The 16,335-nt window shown below is 71.3% G+C and carries 12 protein-coding genes; 7 read left to right on the top strand and 5 right to left on the bottom strand.

Translation table 11 applies throughout. The features are described 5' to 3' along the window. Nucleotides 1-9 precede the first annotated feature (9 nt). From ACZ7CF_RS18595 to ACZ7CF_RS18605, 3 genes are read right to left on the bottom strand one after another with little or no spacing between them, the layout of a single operon-like run. The gene (locus ACZ7CF_RS18595; RefSeq protein WP_458430273.1) at nt 10-1,620 is read right to left on the bottom strand and encodes a phospho-sugar mutase; all 1,611 of its coding nucleotides are present in this window, start codon (nt 1,618-1,620) and stop codon (nt 10-12) included. Beyond that, nucleotides 1,617-2,408: a purine-nucleoside phosphorylase gene (locus ACZ7CF_RS18600; RefSeq protein WP_458430274.1), complete on the bottom strand. Its 792-nt coding sequence runs from the start codon at nt 2,406-2,408 to the stop codon at nt 1,617-1,619. The genes ACZ7CF_RS18595 and ACZ7CF_RS18600 overlap by 4 nt, the downstream gene beginning before the upstream one ends. 9 nt (nt 2,409-2,417) lie before the next feature. After that, nucleotides 2,418-4,043, bottom strand: a complete 1,626-nt coding sequence (locus ACZ7CF_RS18605) for a serine/threonine-protein kinase (protein WP_360396057.1) — start codon at nt 4,041-4,043, stop codon at nt 2,418-2,420. A gap of 90 nt (nt 4,044-4,133) precedes the next feature. Here ACZ7CF_RS18605 and ACZ7CF_RS18610 point away from each other — a divergent pair, with 90 nt between their 5' ends. From ACZ7CF_RS18610 to ACZ7CF_RS18635, 6 genes are all read left to right on the top strand, one after another. Further along, a complete protein-coding gene (locus ACZ7CF_RS18610) occupies nt 4,134-5,942 on the top strand; it encodes a methylmalonyl-CoA mutase family protein (RefSeq protein WP_470370104.1) in 1,809 nt (602 codons plus the stop codon). Beyond that, nucleotides 5,939-8,074: a methylmalonyl-CoA mutase gene (gene scpA, locus ACZ7CF_RS18615; protein WP_470370105.1), complete on the top strand. Its 2,136-nt coding sequence runs from the start codon at nt 5,939-5,941 to the stop codon at nt 8,072-8,074. The genes ACZ7CF_RS18610 and scpA overlap by 4 nt, the downstream gene beginning before the upstream one ends. Beyond that, nucleotides 8,067-9,059 carry a methylmalonyl Co-A mutase-associated GTPase MeaB gene (gene meaB / locus ACZ7CF_RS18620; protein WP_458430277.1) on the top strand — a complete coding sequence of 331 codons (993 nt, stop codon included), beginning with the start codon at nt 8,067-8,069 and terminating at the stop codon, nt 9,057-9,059. Before scpA ends, meaB begins: the two co-directional genes overlap by 8 nt. Before the next feature lie 56 nt (nt 9,060-9,115). Then, on the top strand, nt 9,116-9,409 hold the full coding sequence (locus ACZ7CF_RS18625; protein ID WP_360401648.1) for a hypothetical protein: 294 nt from the start codon (nt 9,116-9,118) through the stop codon (nt 9,407-9,409). 214 nt (nt 9,410-9,623) lie between these two features. Beyond that, a complete protein-coding gene (locus ACZ7CF_RS18630) occupies nt 9,624-10,796 on the top strand; it encodes a M20 family metallopeptidase (protein ID WP_360401651.1) in 1,173 nt (390 codons plus the stop codon). Beyond that, entirely contained in the window at nt 10,793-12,067 is a 1,275-nt protein-coding gene (locus ACZ7CF_RS18635; protein ID WP_360401654.1) for an amidohydrolase, read from the top strand. Before ACZ7CF_RS18630 ends, ACZ7CF_RS18635 begins: the two co-directional genes overlap by 4 nt. A gap of 64 nt (nt 12,068-12,131) precedes the next feature. Here ACZ7CF_RS18635 and ACZ7CF_RS18640 read toward each other — a convergent pair whose 3' ends face one another. Together ACZ7CF_RS18640 and glpD are read right to left on the bottom strand one after the other, a co-directional pair. Further along, entirely contained in the window at nt 12,132-13,571 is a 1,440-nt protein-coding gene (locus tag ACZ7CF_RS18640) for an alkaline phosphatase D family protein (protein ID WP_470370106.1), read from the bottom strand. A 28-nt stretch (nt 13,572-13,599) separates the two neighbouring features. Beyond that, complete coding sequence (gene glpD, locus ACZ7CF_RS18645) at nt 13,600-15,297, bottom strand: glycerol-3-phosphate dehydrogenase (protein WP_360401723.1); 1,698 nt, start codon at nt 15,295-15,297, stop codon at nt 13,600-13,602. Between the two features lie 294 nt (nt 15,298-15,591). Here glpD and ACZ7CF_RS18650 point away from each other — a divergent pair, with 294 nt between their 5' ends. After that, nucleotides 15,592-16,335 (top strand): MIP/aquaporin family protein, encoded by a 744-nt coding sequence (locus ACZ7CF_RS18650; protein ID WP_470370107.1) that lies wholly within the window; start codon nt 15,592-15,594, stop codon nt 16,333-16,335.

The following is a 16,335-nucleotide window of genomic DNA, read 5'->3' on the forward strand; positions in this document are numbered from 1 at the left end:
CGCCGGGAGCTAGCTGACCAGCGCTGTCACCCGTTCCCGCAGCTCCGCCAACCGCGTCCGCGCCGCCGCACGGGCGGACTCCAGTCCGTCCGTGACCGGCTCGACGACCTCCAGGTAAGCCTTGAGCTTCGGTTCGGTGCCGGACGGCCGCACGATCACCCGCACGCCGGGGGCCGTCCACCGCAGCACGTCCGCGCCGGGCAGCAGGTCCTCGGACGTGAAGTCCGCCGGCGGTTCGGCGCGCAGCCGGGCCATCGTCGCGCCGATCAGCGACAGGTCGGTGTAGCGCAACGACACCTGGTCGGTCAGGTGCAGGCCGTGGTCCAGCGCGAGCTGGTCCAGCGCGTCGAGCAACGTCCGCCCGGCCGCCTTCAGGCCCGCCGCCAGGTCCGCGGCGACGACCGCGGCCGAGATGCCGTCCTTGTCCGCCACGAACTCCGGGTCGACGCAGTTGCCCAGCGCCTCCTCGTAGGCGAACACCAGGCCGTCACCGGCACGCGCGAGCCACTTGAAGCCCGTCAACGTCTCCGCGTACCGCGCGCCGTGCGCCTCGGCGATCGACTTCAGCAGCGACGACGACACGATCGTCGTGGCCACCAACGGGTCCGCGCTCTCCACAGTGGACAGCACGAGCGAGCCGAGCAGCACGCCCGTCTCGTCGCCGCGCAGCATCCGCCACGCCGACCCGTCCCGCACGCCCAGCGCACAGCGGTCGGCGTCCGGGTCCAGCGCGATGGCGAGGTCGGCGTCCACCGAGTCCGCGAGCGCGAGCAGCTCGTCCGCGGCACCGGGTTCCTCGGGGTTCGGGAACACCACCGTCGGGAAGTCCGGGTCCGGCACGGCCTGCGACCGCACCACGTGCACGTCGGTGAAACCCGCGCGCCGCAACGCTTCCACGGCGAACTGGCCGCCGACGCCGTGCATCGGCGTCAACGCGATCTTCAACGTCCGCGCGGTGCCGCTGGGCAGCGACGCGACCCGGTCCAGGTAGGCGTCGACGTCCGCGTCCGGCACGACCGAGTACGTCGAGGCGCGCGGCACCGACACCGCGGCGGGCACCGCCTCGATCGCCCGCTCGATCTCCGCGTCCGACGGCGGCACGATCTGCGAACCGCCGGCCAGGTACAGCTTGTAGCCGTTGTCCGCGGGCGGGTTGTGCGACGCGGTGATCTGGATGCCCGCCACCGCACCGTGTGCTCGCACCAGGAAGGCGAGCACCGGCGTCGGCAGCGGGCCGGGCAGCACCCGCACGTCGAAGCCCGCTGCCGCCATGACCTCGGCGGCGGCGACGGCGAACTCCTCGGACCCGTGGCGCGCGTCCCTGCCGACGAAGACGAGCCCCGCAGCGCCGGACGCCTTCAGCCAGGCGGCCAGACCGGCCGTCGTGCGGACCACGGTGGCCACGTTCATGCCGTTCGTACCGGCCCGCACCGGACCGCGCAGCCCGGCCGTGCCGAACGTCAACGGCCCCGCCATGCGGTCGGCGAGGTCCTCGCGCGCCGCGGCGTCACCGCCCATCGCCCGCGCCAGCACCCCCTGCAGCTCCTCACGGGTGGCCGCGGAGGGGTCGTCGGCGATCCACCGGAACGTCGCGTCGCGCAGTGCCGGCGTCAGGCTCATGCGCGGTCCACCAGCTCGCGCAGCAGCGTGCCCATGCGCTCGGCCGCGGCGGCACCGGCGTCCAGCACCTCCTGGTGGTTCAGCGGCTCACCGGTGATGCCCGCGGCGAGGTTCGTGACCAGCGACAACCCGAACACCTCGACGCCCTCTGCCCGCGCGGCGATCGCCTCGTGCACGGTCGACATGCCCACCAGGTCGGCACCCAGGGTGCGCAGCATGCGGATCTCGGCCGGCGTCTCGAAGTGCGGACCGGGCAGCCCCGCGTACACGCCCTCCTCCAGCGACGGGTCGATCTCCTGCGCGACCTCGCGCAGCCGCGGCGAGTACAGGTCCGTGAGGTCCACGAACCGCGCGCCGACCAGCGGCGACAGCGCGGTCAGGTTGAGGTGGTCGGAGATCAGCACCGGCTGCCCGACGGACATGCCCTGGCGCAGGCCACCGGCGGCGTTGGTCAGCACGACCGTCCGCACGCCCGCGGCGGCGACGGTGCGCACGCCGTGGACGACCTTCTGCACGCCCTTGCCCTCGTAGCCGTGGGTGCGGCCGAGGACTACGAGGACCTTCTTGCCGCCCACCTCGACGGACCGGATGGTGCCGCCGTGGCCGAGCGCGGTCGGCGCCTCGAACCCGGTCAGCTCCCCGACGGGGATCTCCGCGACCGGCTCGCCGATCACGTCGGCGGCGGGTCGCCAGCCGGATCCGAGCACGATCGCGATGTCGTGCTTCGCCACGCCGGTGCGGTCCTGGATCTCTTCCGCGGCCTTGCCGGCCAGCTCTTCTGGAGTCACCGCGAGAGCTTAAACCGGGGCGAATGTCGATGCGATCGCGTCGAAGAGGCGCTCCCGTGCCGCGTCCTCCTGTTCGGTCGGGACGGTGACCTCGACCACCCACAGGTCGGTGCCGTGGGGGAGCACGCGGGAGAAGTGCGAGCGCCGCAGCCCGGTCGCCTCGTCGCCCTCCACGGTCCGGTAGACGAACTGGATGCCGTCCTCCGACCGCGGCCCTGCGAGGTTGGGCGTCGGCACCTTCTCGCCGCCGTAGAACCGCGTCGCCCACCGCGCCTGCACGGCCGCCACGTACTCGGCGATCCGGCGCTTCGGGTAGAAGTCGGGGAACCGCTGCACCGCCACCTCGTACGCGCCGGGCGGCGACACGAAGTGCACCACCGCCGAGGCCGGCACGCGCTGGTCGGCCGCGCGCTGCTCCGCGTACTTCGTCCAGCTCTTGTCCACCTTCAGGGTGAACTTGCCGCCCTGGTCGCCGATCGCGGTCACCGCGTCCTCGGTGCGCTGCTCGAACGTCGGCGAGGCCGGCAGCGTCGGCAGGGTCGGCGCGCCCTGCTGGGCCGGCGGCAGCAGCGGCGCCCCGGCCACGAGCCGCGTCAGCGCGAACCCGCCGCCCGAGCCCACCAGGAACAGCAGGACCGCCGCGACCAGCACCAACGTCCTGCCCACCGGCGTGCGTTCCGGCGCCGTCGACCGCGTGACCAGGAACGGCAGCGGCCCCGGATCGGCGGCCAGCGGTGCGTCCGGCTCGATCCTCGGCTTCGGCCGCACGATCACCGGCGGCGTGCGCGGCGCACGCGCCTCGAACGCGTCCGTGCCCGGTTCCGGCAGCAGCGGGTACACCTTGCGCCGCACGTCGACCAGCGACATCCGCTGGTCCGGGTCCTTCTGCATCAGCCCGCTGATCACCGGCGCCAGCCGCCCGGCGCCCGCGGGCACCGGCACGTCGCCGTGGATGACCGCGTTGATCGTCTGCATGACGTTGCGGCCCACGTACGGCGGCTCACCGGCCATCGCCGCCCACACCGTGGCGCCCAGCGACCACCGGTCGGCCGCCGCGGACACGTCACCGCCCTGCGCCACCTCGGGCGCGATGTAGGCGGGCGTGCCGAGGGTGATGCCGCGGGCGGTCATGGTGGCCTCGGCGACGTTGCGCGCGATGCCGAAGTCCGTCAGCTTCACCCGCCCGTCGTCGGCGATCAGGACGTTGCCCGGTTTGACGTCGCGGTGCGTGATCCCGACCCGGTGCGCGGACTCCAGCGCCGCCGCGACCGCGTCCAGCACCGCCGCGCCCTGCTTCTCGGTGAGGCAGCCCTGTTCCTTCAGCACCTCGCCGAGGCTGCGCGAGGGCACCAGCTCCATCACCACGTACGGGTCGCCGTCGTGCTGGACCACGTCGTAGAGCGTCACCAGGTTCGGGTGCGACAGCGCGGCGACCGCGCGCGCCTCCCGCATCGTGCGCTCGCGCAGCTGGGCGGCCTCGGCGTCGGGCATGCCGGGCGTGTGCAGGATGCCCTTCACGGCCACCTGCCGCCCGAGCACCTCGTCGTGGGCGGCCCAGACCGTGCCCATGGAACCCTGGCCGAGCAGGTGCAGCAGCCGGTACCTAGCCGCGATCAAGCGCTCCTGGTCGTCCACCGGTCCATTGTTCCTGAGACACTTGCTGCATCGTTAACGGCGGTGAACCTCACATAGCCGAGCGCGTACCGGTCGGTGACACTGCAACGCATGATGGAGTTGGCCTTGCCCGCCGAATTCCGCCCGAACGAGTTCCCCGCGGCGTCGCGGGAACAGTGGCGTGACCTGGTCGACGCCGTGCTGAGCAAGACCGGCGCCAGTTTCGACTCCCTGGTCACCCAGACCTATGACGGCTTCTCCCTCCAGCCGCTCTACACCGCGGACGACGCGCTCGGCACCCCCTACGCGCTCGCGCCGGTCAAGCAGGGCTGGGACGTCCGCCAGCGCCACGTCGTGCCCGACCCGGTCGCGCTGATGAACGACCTCGAAGGCGGCGTCACGTCGCTGTGGCTCGCCGTGCCCGCCTCCTCGCTGGAGCGCCTGCTCGACGGCGTCTACCTCGACCTCGCACCGGTCGTGCTCGACGGTGACGTCGAGGCGGCGCGGACGATGCTGCGGATCTACGACCAGGCGCCGCTGCTGGCCGCCGACGTGCGCGGCAACCTGGCCCTGGTGCCGTCGGCGGACACCTTGCCGGTGATCCGGGACGCCGTGTCGCGGTTCCCCGGCCTGCGGACGGTCGTGGTGGACGCGTTGCCGTTCCACGACGCGGGCGGGTCGGACTCGGAGGAGCTGGGTGCGTCGCTGGCCTTGGCCGTGTCGTACCTGCGTGCTCTGGTTTCCGGTGGTCTGTCGGTCGAGTCGGCGTTCGCGCAGTTGGAGTTCCGTTTCGCGGCCACGGCGGACCAGTTCGCGACGATCGCGAAGCTGCGTGCGGCGCGCCGGTTGTGGGCGCGGGTGGGCGAGGTGTCGGGCGTGGACGTGCCGCAGGTGCAGCACGCGGTGACGTCGTCGGCGATGATGACGCGCCGTGATCCGTGGGTGAACATGCTGCGCACCACCGTCGCCACCCTGGCCGCCGGTCTGGGCGGTGCCGACGCGGTGACGGTGCAGCCGTTCGACGCGGCGATCGGGCTGCCGGACGAGTTCGCGCGCCGGATCGCGCGCAACACGCAGAACCTGCTGCTGGAGGAGTCGCACCTCGGCGCGGTGATCGACCCGGCGGCGGGGTCCTGGTACGTGGAGCAGCTGACCGAGTCGCTGGCCGTGGCGGCGTGGACGTGGTTCCAGGAGCTCGAACGGGCCGGTGGGCTGCCGGACGCCTCTGCGCTGGTCGCCTCGCGGATCGCGGAGACGTGGGCGCGGCGGTCGGCCCGGCTGGCGGACCGCAGCGACCCGATCACGGGGGTCAGCGAGTTCCCGGACCTGGCCGAGAAGCCGGTGGTCCGCCCGCCTCACGCACCCGCGCCCGCCTCGGCCTCCCCGGTGTCCGTGACCCCGCCCTTCGGAATCGATACCGACTCGCAGGCCCCCTGGGGGGACGCACCCCCCATCCCGATCATCTCAGGCGGGTCTGACAGTTTCGGGCTGCCGCGGGTGCGTTATGCACAGGCCTTCGAGGAGCTGCGCGACCTCGCCGACGCTCAGCCCGAACGCCCCGTGGTCTTCCTCGCCACCCTGGGCCCGGTCGCCGCCCACACCGCACGCGCCACGTTCGCGGCCAACCTCTTCAACGCCGGCGGTTTCGCCACCCCGAGCGCGGGCCCGACGAAGACCGCCGACGAGGTCGCGGACAGGTTCACGGGCTCGGGCGCCAAGATCGCGGTCGTGTGCGGCAGCGACTCCAGCTACGCCGAACTGGCCGTCGACACCGTCGAAGCGCTGCGGAAAGCCGGTGCGGCACGGGTGCTCCTGGCCGGCAAGAAGACCGATGCCGACGTCGACGGCCGCGTGTACGCGGGCTGCCCGGCGCTGGAGATCCTGAACAGCACCTACGACTTCCTGGGAGTGCAGCGATGATCCCCGACTTCGCGGACGTCGACCTCGGCTCGCTCCCGTCGGCGAAGTACGAGACCGATCTGCCCGTGTGGGAGACGCCGGAGGGCATCGCGGTCAAGCCGGTCTACGGGCCGCAGGACCTCGACGGTCTCGACTTCCTGCGGACCTATCCCGGTGTCGCGCCGTTCCTGCGCGGCCCGTACCCGACGATGTATGTCAACCAGCCGTGGACCGTGCGCCAGTACGCGGGGTTCTCGACGGCGGAGGAGTCGAACGCCTTCTACCGGCGCAACCTCGCGGCCGGTCAGAAGGGCCTGTCGGTCGCGTTCGACCTGGCCACGCACCGCGGGTACGACTCGGACCACCCACGGGTCGCCGGTGACGTCGGCATGGCCGGTGTCGCGATCGACTCCATCTACGACATGCGCACCCTGTTCGACGGCATCCCGCTCGACAAGATGTCGGTGTCGATGACGATGAACGGCGCGGTGCTGCCGATCCTCGCGCTGTTCGTGGTGGCCGCGGAAGAGCAGGGGGTGCGGCCGGAGCAGCTCACGGGGACCATCCAGAACGACATCCTCAAGGAGTTCATGGTCCGCAACACCTACATCTACCCGCCCCAGCCCTCGATGCGGATCATCTCCGACATCTTCAGCCACACCTCCGAGCACATGCCGAAGTTCAACTCCATCTCGATCTCCGGCTACCACATGCAGGAAGCGGGCGCGACCGCCGACCTGGAACTCGCCTACACCCTCGCCGACGGCGTGGAGTACCTGCGCGCCGGCCAGGCAGCCGGGCTCGACGTCGACAGGTTCGCACCGCGGCTGAGCTTCTTCTGGGCCATCGGCATGAACTTCTTCATGGAGATCGCCAAAATGCGGGCCGCGCGGCTGCTCTGGGCCAAGCTCGTCAACGGGTTCGAGCCCAAGTCGCCGAAGTCGCTCAGCCTGCGCACCCATTGCCAGACGTCCGGGTGGAGTCTCACGGCGCAGGACGTGTTCAACAACGTCGCGCGCACCTGCGTCGAGGCCATGGCGGCGACGCAGGGGCACACGCAGTCGTTGCACACCAACGCACTCGACGAAGCGCTCGCACTGCCCACCGACTTCAGCGCCCGCATCGCCCGCAACACGCAGCTGCTGCTGCAGCAGGAGTCGGGTACCACGCGGGTGATCGACCCGTGGGGTGGCAGCGCCTACGTCGAACGGCTCACCAATGAGCTGGCGGCGAAGGCGTGGGGGCACATCAGCGAGGTCGAGAAGGCCGGCGGCATGGCCCGCGCGATCGACGAGGGCATCCCGAAGCTGCGCATCGAGGAAGCCGCCGCGCGCACGCAGGCGCGCATCGACTCCGGCCGCCAACCGGTGATCGGTGTCAACAAGTACCCGGTGACCGGCGACGAGCAGATCGAGGTCCTCAAGGTCGACAACGCCGGCGTGCGCGCACAGCAACTGGAGAAACTGCGCAGGCTCCGCGAAGAACGCGACCAGTCCGCCGTGGACAGTGCCCTCGAAGCCCTGACGAACGCGGCAGGCGGCGGGGGAAACCTGCTGGAGCTGGCCATCGGCGCCGCCCGCGCCAAAGCCACCGTCGGCGAGATCTCCGAGGCGCTGGGCAAGGTGTGGGGCCGGCACTCCGCGCAGATCCGCACCATTTCCGGTGTCTACCGGCAGGAGGTCGGCCCAGTGTCCAACGTGGACGCCTGCCGCGAGGTCGTCGACACGTTCGCGCGGCAGGAAGGCCGCCGCCCGCGCATCCTGGTCGCCAAAATGGGCCAGGACGGGCACGACCGCGGCCAGAAGGTGATCGCCACGGCGTTCGCCGACCTCGGCTTCGACGTCGACGTCGGCCCGCTGTTCCAGACACCCGACGAAGTCGCCCGCCAAGCCGTCGAAGCCGACGTGCACATCGTCGGCGTCTCCTCCCTCGCCGCCGGGCACCTCACACTGGTACCCGCCCTGCGCGAGGAACTGGCCAACCTCGACCGCGCCGACATCATGATCGTCGTCGGCGGCGTCATCCCGCCACAGGACTTCGACGAGCTGCACGCCGCCGGAGCGGCGGCGATCTTCCCACCCGGCACCGTCATCGCCGACGCCGCCAAGGACCTCCTGGTCAAGCTCGCGGACCAGCTCGGCCACCATGGCTAGGGCGATCGACGTCGCCGAGTACGCGAAGGGTGTGCTCGGCGGCAACCGCAGCGTGCTCGCCAGGGCCATCACGCTGGTCGAGTCGACCCGCGCCGACCACCGCGCGCAGGCCCAGGAGCTGCTCGTCGAGCTGCTGCCGAAGTCCGGCGCGGCGGTCAGGGTCGGCATCACCGGTGTCCCCGGCGTCGGCAAGTCCACGTTCATCGACGCACTCGGCACGATGCTGGTCGAGCGGGGCCACCGGGTCGCGGTGCTCGCCGTCGACCCGTCGTCCACCCGCACCGGCGGCAGCATCCTGGGCGACAAGACGCGGATGGCGCGGTTGTCGGTGAGCCCGGACGCGTTCATCCGGCCCTCGCCGACCTCCGGCACGCTCGGCGGCGTCGCCCAGGCCACCCGCGAGACGATCGTGCTGGTCGAGGCGGCCGGGTTCGACGTGGTGCTGGTCGAGACGGTCGGCGTCGGGCAGTCCGAGGTGGCCGTCGCCAACATGACGGACTGCTCGCTGTTCCTCACCCTCGCCCGCACCGGCGACCAGCTCCAGGGCATCAAGAAGGGCATCCTGGAGCTCGCGGACGTCATCGCGGTCAACAAGGCCGACGGCGAGCACGAGCTGGACGCCCGCAAGGCCGCACGTGAGCTGGCGGGCGCGCTCAAGCTGCTGCGCGCGCCGGACGCGGTGTGGCACCCGCCCGTGCTCACCTGCTCCGGCCTCACCGGGGTCGGTCTCGACGAGCTGTGGTCCCGCGTGCTGGAACACCGGACGACCCTGAGCGAGGCCGGGGAGCTGGACGAACGCCGGCGGCGCCAGCAGGTCGACTGGACCTGGATGATGGTCCGCGACTCGCTGTGGCGGCAGGTGCGCGAGAGCCCGGCCGTGCGCGCGTCGGCACCCTCCCTGGAGGAGAAGGTCCGCAGCGGGGAACTCACCGCGACACTCGCCGCGGAGCAGATCCTGAAAGCCTTCCAGGCCGACGCTGGGTGAGTGCGTAACTAGTTTGGGTGACCTTCGATCGTGGTATTCGTTGTAGAGTTCAGGGCATGTCGAGGTTGCTGCTGGCCTGCGTGTTCGCGCTGATGGGCGTCTTCGGGATCGCCGGGACATCGGTCGCCGACGAGGGTGCGAACGCCCCCGCGGTGGTGGTGGCGCAGACGACGGCGAACCCCGGTCCGGCCCTCGACTCGCCGCAGGAGCCGTCCCCGGAGGTGCGGCAGGAGACCAAGCAGAAGCTGTGGATCGGCGGCATCGCGCTGGTGCTGTTCACGATCGTCTACTACCGCAACAAGAAGCGGTGGGCGGCGTGGAAGAAGGCGCGAGCGGCCAAGAAGGGCTGACTCGAGGACGTTCGAGGTGTGTTCGCCTGAGACGCCGCGTCCCACCTGATGGGACGTAATAGTCAAAGTTAAGCGTGCTTCTCGGCCATTTGCGTCATCGTTGATCGGTCAGACCGAAACTCGCTCGCCGCTCGGCGCAGCGCTGCGACCGGCCAGCCGGTTGATCATCATCAGCGCGTCGCGTCCTGGGGGCGGTGATGCAGGATGGTGGCAAATGGGTACCGACTTGAAGATCAGCACACGCTCGACCGTCGAGCGGTACTCCGACGCGCTGGTGGACCTGTCGCACTCGATCCACGCCGAACCGGAGCTGGCGTTCGAGGAGCACCGCAGCGCGGAGAAGATCACCTCCCTGCTGGCCCGCGAGGGTTTCAAGGTCGAGTCCGGTGTCGCCGGCCTGGACACGGCGTTCGTCGCGACGTTCGGCGACGGCGAGCTCGTGCTGGGACTGTGCGCCGAGTACGACGCGTTGCCCGAGGTCGGGCACGCGTGCGGGCACAACGTCATCGCTGCCGCTTCGGTGGGAACCGCTCTTGCGCTGCGTGACGTCGCCGACCGCCTGGGTGTCACCGTGAAGGTGATCGGGACGCCCGCGGAGGAGGTCGGTGGCGGCAAGGTGCTGATGCTGGAGCGGGGCGTGTTCGACGACGTCTCGTTCTCGATGATGGTGCACCCCGCGCCGTACGAGTCGTGCGCCGCGCGTTCGCTCGCCATCACCGACCTGGAGGTGCACTACAGCGGCAAGCCGTCACACGCGGCCGCCGCCCCGCACCTGGGCATCAACGCCGCCGACGCGGTCACCGTCGCGCAGATCTCGATCAGCCTGCTGCGGCAGCACCTCGAGCCCGGCCAGATGGTGACCGGCATCGTGACGAACGGCGGCACGGTCCCGAACGTAATACCCGCCCGCGCATCGGCGATGTTCGATGTGAGGGCGGAGAACCTGGAATCGTTGCAGCGCCTGGAGAACCGGATCCGGGACTGCTTCGGGGCCGGAGCGCTGGCGACCGGCTGCACCCATGAGGTCGTGCAGGTCTCGCCGATCTACGCCGAGCTGACCCCCGACCCGTGGCTCGCCGATGCCTACCGGCACGCGGCCACCGAGCTGGGGCGACGGCCGCTCTCCCGAGAAGAGGAAGCGGGCAGGAAGATCGGAAGCACCGACATGGGCAACGTCACCAGAGTGTTGCCCGCAATCCACCCGACCATTGCCATCGACTGCGGAGACGCGGTGAACCACCAACAAGAGTTCGCGACCGCCTGTGCGTCGGCATCGGCCGATCGCGCGATGCTCGACGGAGCACTCGCCATGGCCTGGACGACGATCGCGACAGCCACCGACCCCCAGCAGCGGGAACGCCTGCTGGCCAGCGGAGGTGCCGCATGACGGTCCTGGACTCCCGCCTTTCCGGCGCTGCGGTTTCTTCCTCCCCTGAGATGCTCGTCGACCCCACCGGGGTGAGCATGTCTCCTGTGGATGATCTCGGAGAGGGCCGCGGCCCCGCCTGGCTCGACGACTGGCTGAAGGCACACGCCTCGGACGTCGTCGCGTGGCGCCGCCACATCCACGCCCACCCCGAGCTCTCCCGGCGCGAGTACAACACCACCGAGCTGGTGGCGAAGCTGCTGCGCGAGGTGGGCCTCAAGCCCCGCGTGCTGCCCGGCGGCACCGGCCTGATCTGCGACATCGGCCGCGGTCCCCGCATCGTGGCCCTGCGCGCCGACATGGACGCCCTGCCGTTGCACGAGAACACCGGCTCGCCGTTCTCGTCCACTGTGGACGGTGTGTCGCACGCGTGCGGTCACGACGCCCACACCACGGTCCTGCTGGGCGCTGCGCTGGCACTGGCCTCCGCCACCGAGCTGCCAGGACGGGTGCGGCTGGTGTTCCAGCCGGCCGAGGAGGTCATGCCCGGCGGAGCGCTCGACGTGCTCGCCGCGGGTGGCCTCGACGGTGTGGAGCGGATCTTCGGCCTGCACTGCGACCCGCGCCTGCAGGTCGGCCGCATCGGCACGCGCATCGGCGCCATCACCTCCGCCTCCGACCTGCTGGAGCTGCGGCTTTCGTCACCGGGCGGCCACACGTCGCGGCCGCACCTGACCGCCGACCTGGTGCACGCGCTGGGCACGGTGATCACCGGCCTGCCGACGATGCTGTCCCGCCGCGTCGACCCGCGTTCCGGCACCGTGCTGGTGTGGGGTGCCGTCCACGCCGGTGAGGCGCCCAACGCGGTGCCGCAGGACGGCTTGGTGCGCGGCACCCTGCGCACCGGCGACCGCGACATCTGGGCCGAGCTGGAACCGCTGGTCAAGGACCTGGTGACCGGTCTGCTGCTGCCGACCGGCGTCGGGTTCGACCTGCACCACCGCCGCGGCGTCCCGCCCGTGGTCAACGAGCGGGAGTCGACGCAGATCCTGCGCGCCGGCATCGAGGCCGCACTCGGCGACGACGCGCTGGCCGGCACCGAGCAGTCCTCCGGCGGTGAGGACTTCGGCTGGTACCTGGAGCACGTTCCCGGGTCGTTCGCGCGGCTCGGCGTGTGGAACGGGGTGGAGAAGCAGCGGGACCTGCACCAGCCGACGTTCGACCTGGACGAACGGGCCCTGCTCGTCGGGGTGCGCGTGCTGGTCCACACGGCCCTGGCCGCCCTCGCCTAGCTGTGAAGGCGTCCGCAAGTACCACCAACCACGTGGTTGGTGGTACTTGCAGACGCCGTTCGCGTCAGAGGACCTGGTCCACCTGAGCGGTGTCGTGCAGCGTCCGCCACGAGTGCGCGAGAGTCACCGCCGTGTTCGGGTCGCGCTTGTCGGCGAGGTAGTGCCAGTCCATCCGCACCTGCTCCGGCGTCACGGTCAGCACCTGCGCGCCGTGCGAGTCGAGCTCCACGAACTTCACGTGCGGGTTCAGGGCGCGGAACTGGGCCTCGATCTGCCGTGACGCGGAACGCGGCGGCACGCCGATGCGTTCGTCGAAGTTGTCCGAGGTCACCGAGGTCGAGACGAACTCCGTGGCGACCGTGCCCTCGCCGAACGGCACGTCGATCGCCCACGACGAGTGGATGTCGCCGGTCAGGAACACGGCGTTCTTCATGCCCGCGCGGTCGAGGGCGCGCAGCACGACCTCGCGGTCCGCGGGGAAGCCGTCCCACTGGTCGGTGTTCGTCGGCGGCAGGCCGGGCAGGGGCGGGATCTTCAGCGGGGCCAGCATCACCGAGTTGCCGACGAGCTTCCAGCGGGCGCGGCCGTCGGTCAGCGCGGACGTGAACCAGGCGCGCTGGGCGGTGCCCAGGATGGTCGTGTCGGTGCGGTAGCTGCGCAGGTCGAGCATGGTGAGGTCGGCGAGGCGGCCGAAGTGCAGGCGGCGGGTCAGCTTGCCCTCGCGGACCGGCATCCACTCGAAGTAGGCCTGCGTGGCCGCGGCCAGGCGGGCGCCCCAGGGGCCCTCGGTGGCCGGGTCGTGGACAGGGGAGCCGATGGACGAGGAATTTTCCGCCGACTCGTGGTCGTCCCAGGTCGCGATGACCGGGTGCGCCGCGTGCAGGGCCTGCAGGTGCGGGTCGGTCTTGTACTGGGCGTGGCGGGTGCGGTAGTCGTCGAGCGTCTCGCACTCGTGCTGCGGTTCGGTGACGCGGACGCCGGGCTCGAAGTACTCGTAGACGTAGTCGCCGAGGTGGATCACGGCGTCCAGGTCGTCACGGGTGGCGAGGTAGCCGTAGGCGCCGAAGTGGCCGGCGATCCAGTTCGCGCAGGAGACGACGCCGAACGTCAGCGAGCCGCAGTCGGCGGACGGGCGGGGAGCGGTCTTGGTGCGGCCGACGGGGGAGACCACGTCGGCGGCGGTGAAGCGGTAGTAGTAGCGGGTGGCCGGGCGCATGCCGGAGACCTCGACCTTCACGGTGTGGTCGCGGTGGGCGCCGGTGAGGGTGCGGCCGCGTGCCACGACGTGCGTGAACGACGCGTCGCGGGCCACCTCCCAGCGGATCGGCCCGTCGGTGACCACGCGGGTCCACAGCAGCACGCCGTCCGGGTGCGGGTCACCGGAGGCGACGCCGTGCTCGAAGACGGGTGCGGTGGTGGCGTGCGCGGTGCCGGTGACGGCGGCACCGGCGGCACCGGCGGCGGCAGTGGCTTTCAGGAACGTTCGACGATCGACCCCGGGCATGCCGCCCAGCATGCCCGAGGCCGGCTCGTCAGCTCACGGGTTCGGTCAACTGCGGACGGGCCTCGGGAGCCGCGGCACGAACGGCGTCCGCAGCTTGGTCGTCCGCCTTCGTCTGCGAGGTGCGCTCGGACTCGACCCGCGCGTTGTAGACCTCGACCTCGCGCTTCACCGCGTCGTCGTCCCAGCCGAGGACCGGGGCCACCAGGCGGGCCACGGCCTCCGCGCAGTCCACGCCGCGGTGCGCGTACTCGATGGAGATGCGGGTGCGGCGGGTCAGGACGTCCTCCAGGTGCAGGGCGCCCTCGTGCGACGCCGCGTAGACGGCCTCGACCTGGAGGTAGTCGGGGGCCGCGGTGATCGGCTTGAGCAGCTCCGGGTTGCCCGCGGCCAGGCCGAGGACCTCGTGCACCAGCGAGCCGTAGCGGTCCAGCAGGTGGCGGACGCGGTACGGGTGCAGGCCGTGCCTGGCCGCGAGCTGGTCGGCCTGGTTGACCAGGGCGTGGTAGCCGTCGGCACCCACCAGCGGCACCTTGTCGGTGATCGACGGCTGGATGCGGCCCGGCACGTCGACCTGCGCCGCGTCCACGGCGTCGGCGCCCATCACGCGGTACGTCGTGTACTTGCCGCCCGCGATCGCCACCAGACCGGGCGCGACCCGTGCCACGGCGTGCTCGCGCGACAGCTTCGACGTCGAGTCGGACTCACCGGCCAGCAACGGGCGCAGACCCGCGTAGACGCCCTCGATGTCGTCGTGCGTCAACGGCGTCGCGAGCACGGAGTTCACGTGTTCGAGGATGTAGTCGATGTCGTGCTTGGTCGCGGCGGGGTGCGCGAGGTCGAGGTTCCAGTCGGTGTCGGTGGTGCCGACGATCCAGTGGTTGCGCCACGGGATCACGAACAGCACGGACTTCTCGGTGCGCAGGATCATGCCCGCCTCGGCCACGATCCGGTCGCGCGGGACGACGATGTGCACGCCCTTCGACGCCCGCACCCGGAACCGGCCGCGCGAACCCGAGAGCCGTTGCAGCTCGTCGGTCCACACACCGGTCGCGTTGATCACCGCGTGCGCCCGCACGTCGACCTCACGGCCGTCCTCGACGTCGCGGACCCGCACGCCGGACACGCGGTCCGCCTCCCGCAGGAAGCTGATCACCTGGGTCGACGTGCGCACGACGGCGCCGTAGTGCGCGGCGGTGCGGCCGACCATCATCGTGTGCCGGGCGTCGTCGGCCTGGGCGTCGTAGTAGCGGATGCCGCCGATCAGCGCGTCGCGCTTCAACGCGGGCACGAGCCGCTGGGCACCCGCACGGGTGAGGTGCTTCTGCCCGGGAACGGACCGGGCCCCGCCCATCGTGTCGTAGAGAAACAGGCCGGCCGCGGTGTAGGGGCGTTCCCAGATCCGGTTGGTCAGCGGGTAGAGGAACGCGACGGGCTTCACCAGGTGCGGCGCGATCCGGGTCAGCATCAGCTCGCGCTCCCGCAGCGCCTCGCGGACCAGGCCGAACTCCAGCTGCTCCAGGTAGCGCAGGCCACCGTGGAAGAGCTTGGACGACCGGCTCGACGTGCCCGACGCCAGGTCACGGGCCTCCACCAGGGCCACCCGCAGGCCGCGCGTGGCCGCGTCCAGTGCCGCGCCGACGCCGACCACGCCACCGCCGACCACGACGACGTCGAACGTCTCGGACCCCAGGCGCTGCCACGCCTCCTCGCGTTCGGCGGGGCCCAGCCCGCCGGTGACCGGAGGGGCGACGGGGGTCTGCGGTGCTTCAGCTGCGTCCTTGCTCGTGGCCACGACGGATGCCTCCCCTGTGCCGACTCGCGGATCACGTTACCTGCAGTCACCGACCTCCGCCCACGGGCGAGCGCACCGGGTCCCCACGGCCTGAAAACGGCCCGGCGAACCCACCTCGCGTGGACAACTGATCAGCCCGGTAATAGCGTCCGAGCACGTTGCAGGCGGGCAGCGCGGCCTGACGTCCGGGTGTGCGCTCCTCCTGGCCGCAGACGAAGGAGGCCGACGGTGGGTGCAGGCTCGATCTTCGTGTGGGAGGTGCTGGGGACGGCGGTCCTCATCCTCCTGGGCACCGGTGTGGTCGCGAACCAGGTGCTCAAAGACACGCTCGGCAACAGCACGGGGTTCCTGTTCGTCAACGTCGGCTGGGCGTTCGCGGTCTTCGCGGGTGCGAGCATCGCGAACCCGAGCGGTGCGCACCTCAACCCCGCCCTCACGTTCGGGCTCGCCATCGCGGGCAAGACGCCGTGGGGTGACGTCCCGTTCTACGTCCTCGGGCAGATGGCCGGTGCGATCATCGGCGCGATGCTCTGCTGGGCGACCTACAAACTGCAGTTCGACACCCACGACGAACCGCAGAACACCCTGGGCATCTTCGCCACCGGGCCGACCGTGCCGAACGCGCTGTGGAACACGGTCTCCGAGGTCATCGGCACGTTCGTGCTCGTCGCCTGGGTCCTGCTGTCCCCGTCCGCGAAGGCCGCCGAGGGCGGACTGCCGCAGTTCGGCAACTCGGCGCTCGGCTACGCGGGCGTGGCGTTCGTGGTCCTGGTCATCGGCACGTCGCTGGGCGGCCCCACCGGGTACGCCATCAACCCCGCTCGCGACCTCGGTCCGCGCATCGCCTACGCCTTCCTCATGCCCATCCGCAACAAGGGTGGCGCAAACTGGGGCTACTCGTGGGTGCCCGTCGTCGGCCCGCTGGTCGGCGGCGCACTCGCGGCGTTGCTCTACCTGGTTCTCCCGGTCTGA

The sequence above is a fragment of the Lentzea sp. NPDC036955 genome, from assembly GCF_055608005.1.

What these genes read in the sequence shown, in the direction of transcription:
- ACZ7CF_RS18595 (WP_458430273.1), bottom strand. Translation starts at nt 1,620, where the DNA reads ATGAGCCTGACGCCGGCACTGCGCGACGCGACGTTCCGGTGGATCGCC.
- ACZ7CF_RS18610 (WP_470370104.1), top strand. Translation starts at nt 4,134, where the DNA reads ATGATGGAGTTGGCCTTGCCCGCCGAATTCCGCCCGAACGAGTTCCCC.
- scpA (WP_470370105.1), top strand. Translation starts at nt 5,939, where the DNA reads ATGATCCCCGACTTCGCGGACGTCGACCTCGGCTCGCTCCCGTCGGCG.
- meaB (WP_458430277.1), top strand. Translation starts at nt 8,067, where the DNA reads ATGGCTAGGGCGATCGACGTCGCCGAGTACGCGAAGGGTGTGCTCGGC.
- ACZ7CF_RS18625 (WP_360401648.1), top strand. Translation starts at nt 9,116, where the DNA reads ATGTCGAGGTTGCTGCTGGCCTGCGTGTTCGCGCTGATGGGCGTCTTC.
- ACZ7CF_RS18630 (WP_360401651.1), top strand. Translation starts at nt 9,624, where the DNA reads ATGGGTACCGACTTGAAGATCAGCACACGCTCGACCGTCGAGCGGTAC.
- ACZ7CF_RS18635 (WP_360401654.1), top strand. Translation starts at nt 10,793, where the DNA reads ATGACGGTCCTGGACTCCCGCCTTTCCGGCGCTGCGGTTTCTTCCTCC.
- ACZ7CF_RS18640 (WP_470370106.1), bottom strand. Translation starts at nt 13,571, where the DNA reads ATGCCCGGGGTCGATCGTCGAACGTTCCTGAAAGCCACTGCCGCCGCC.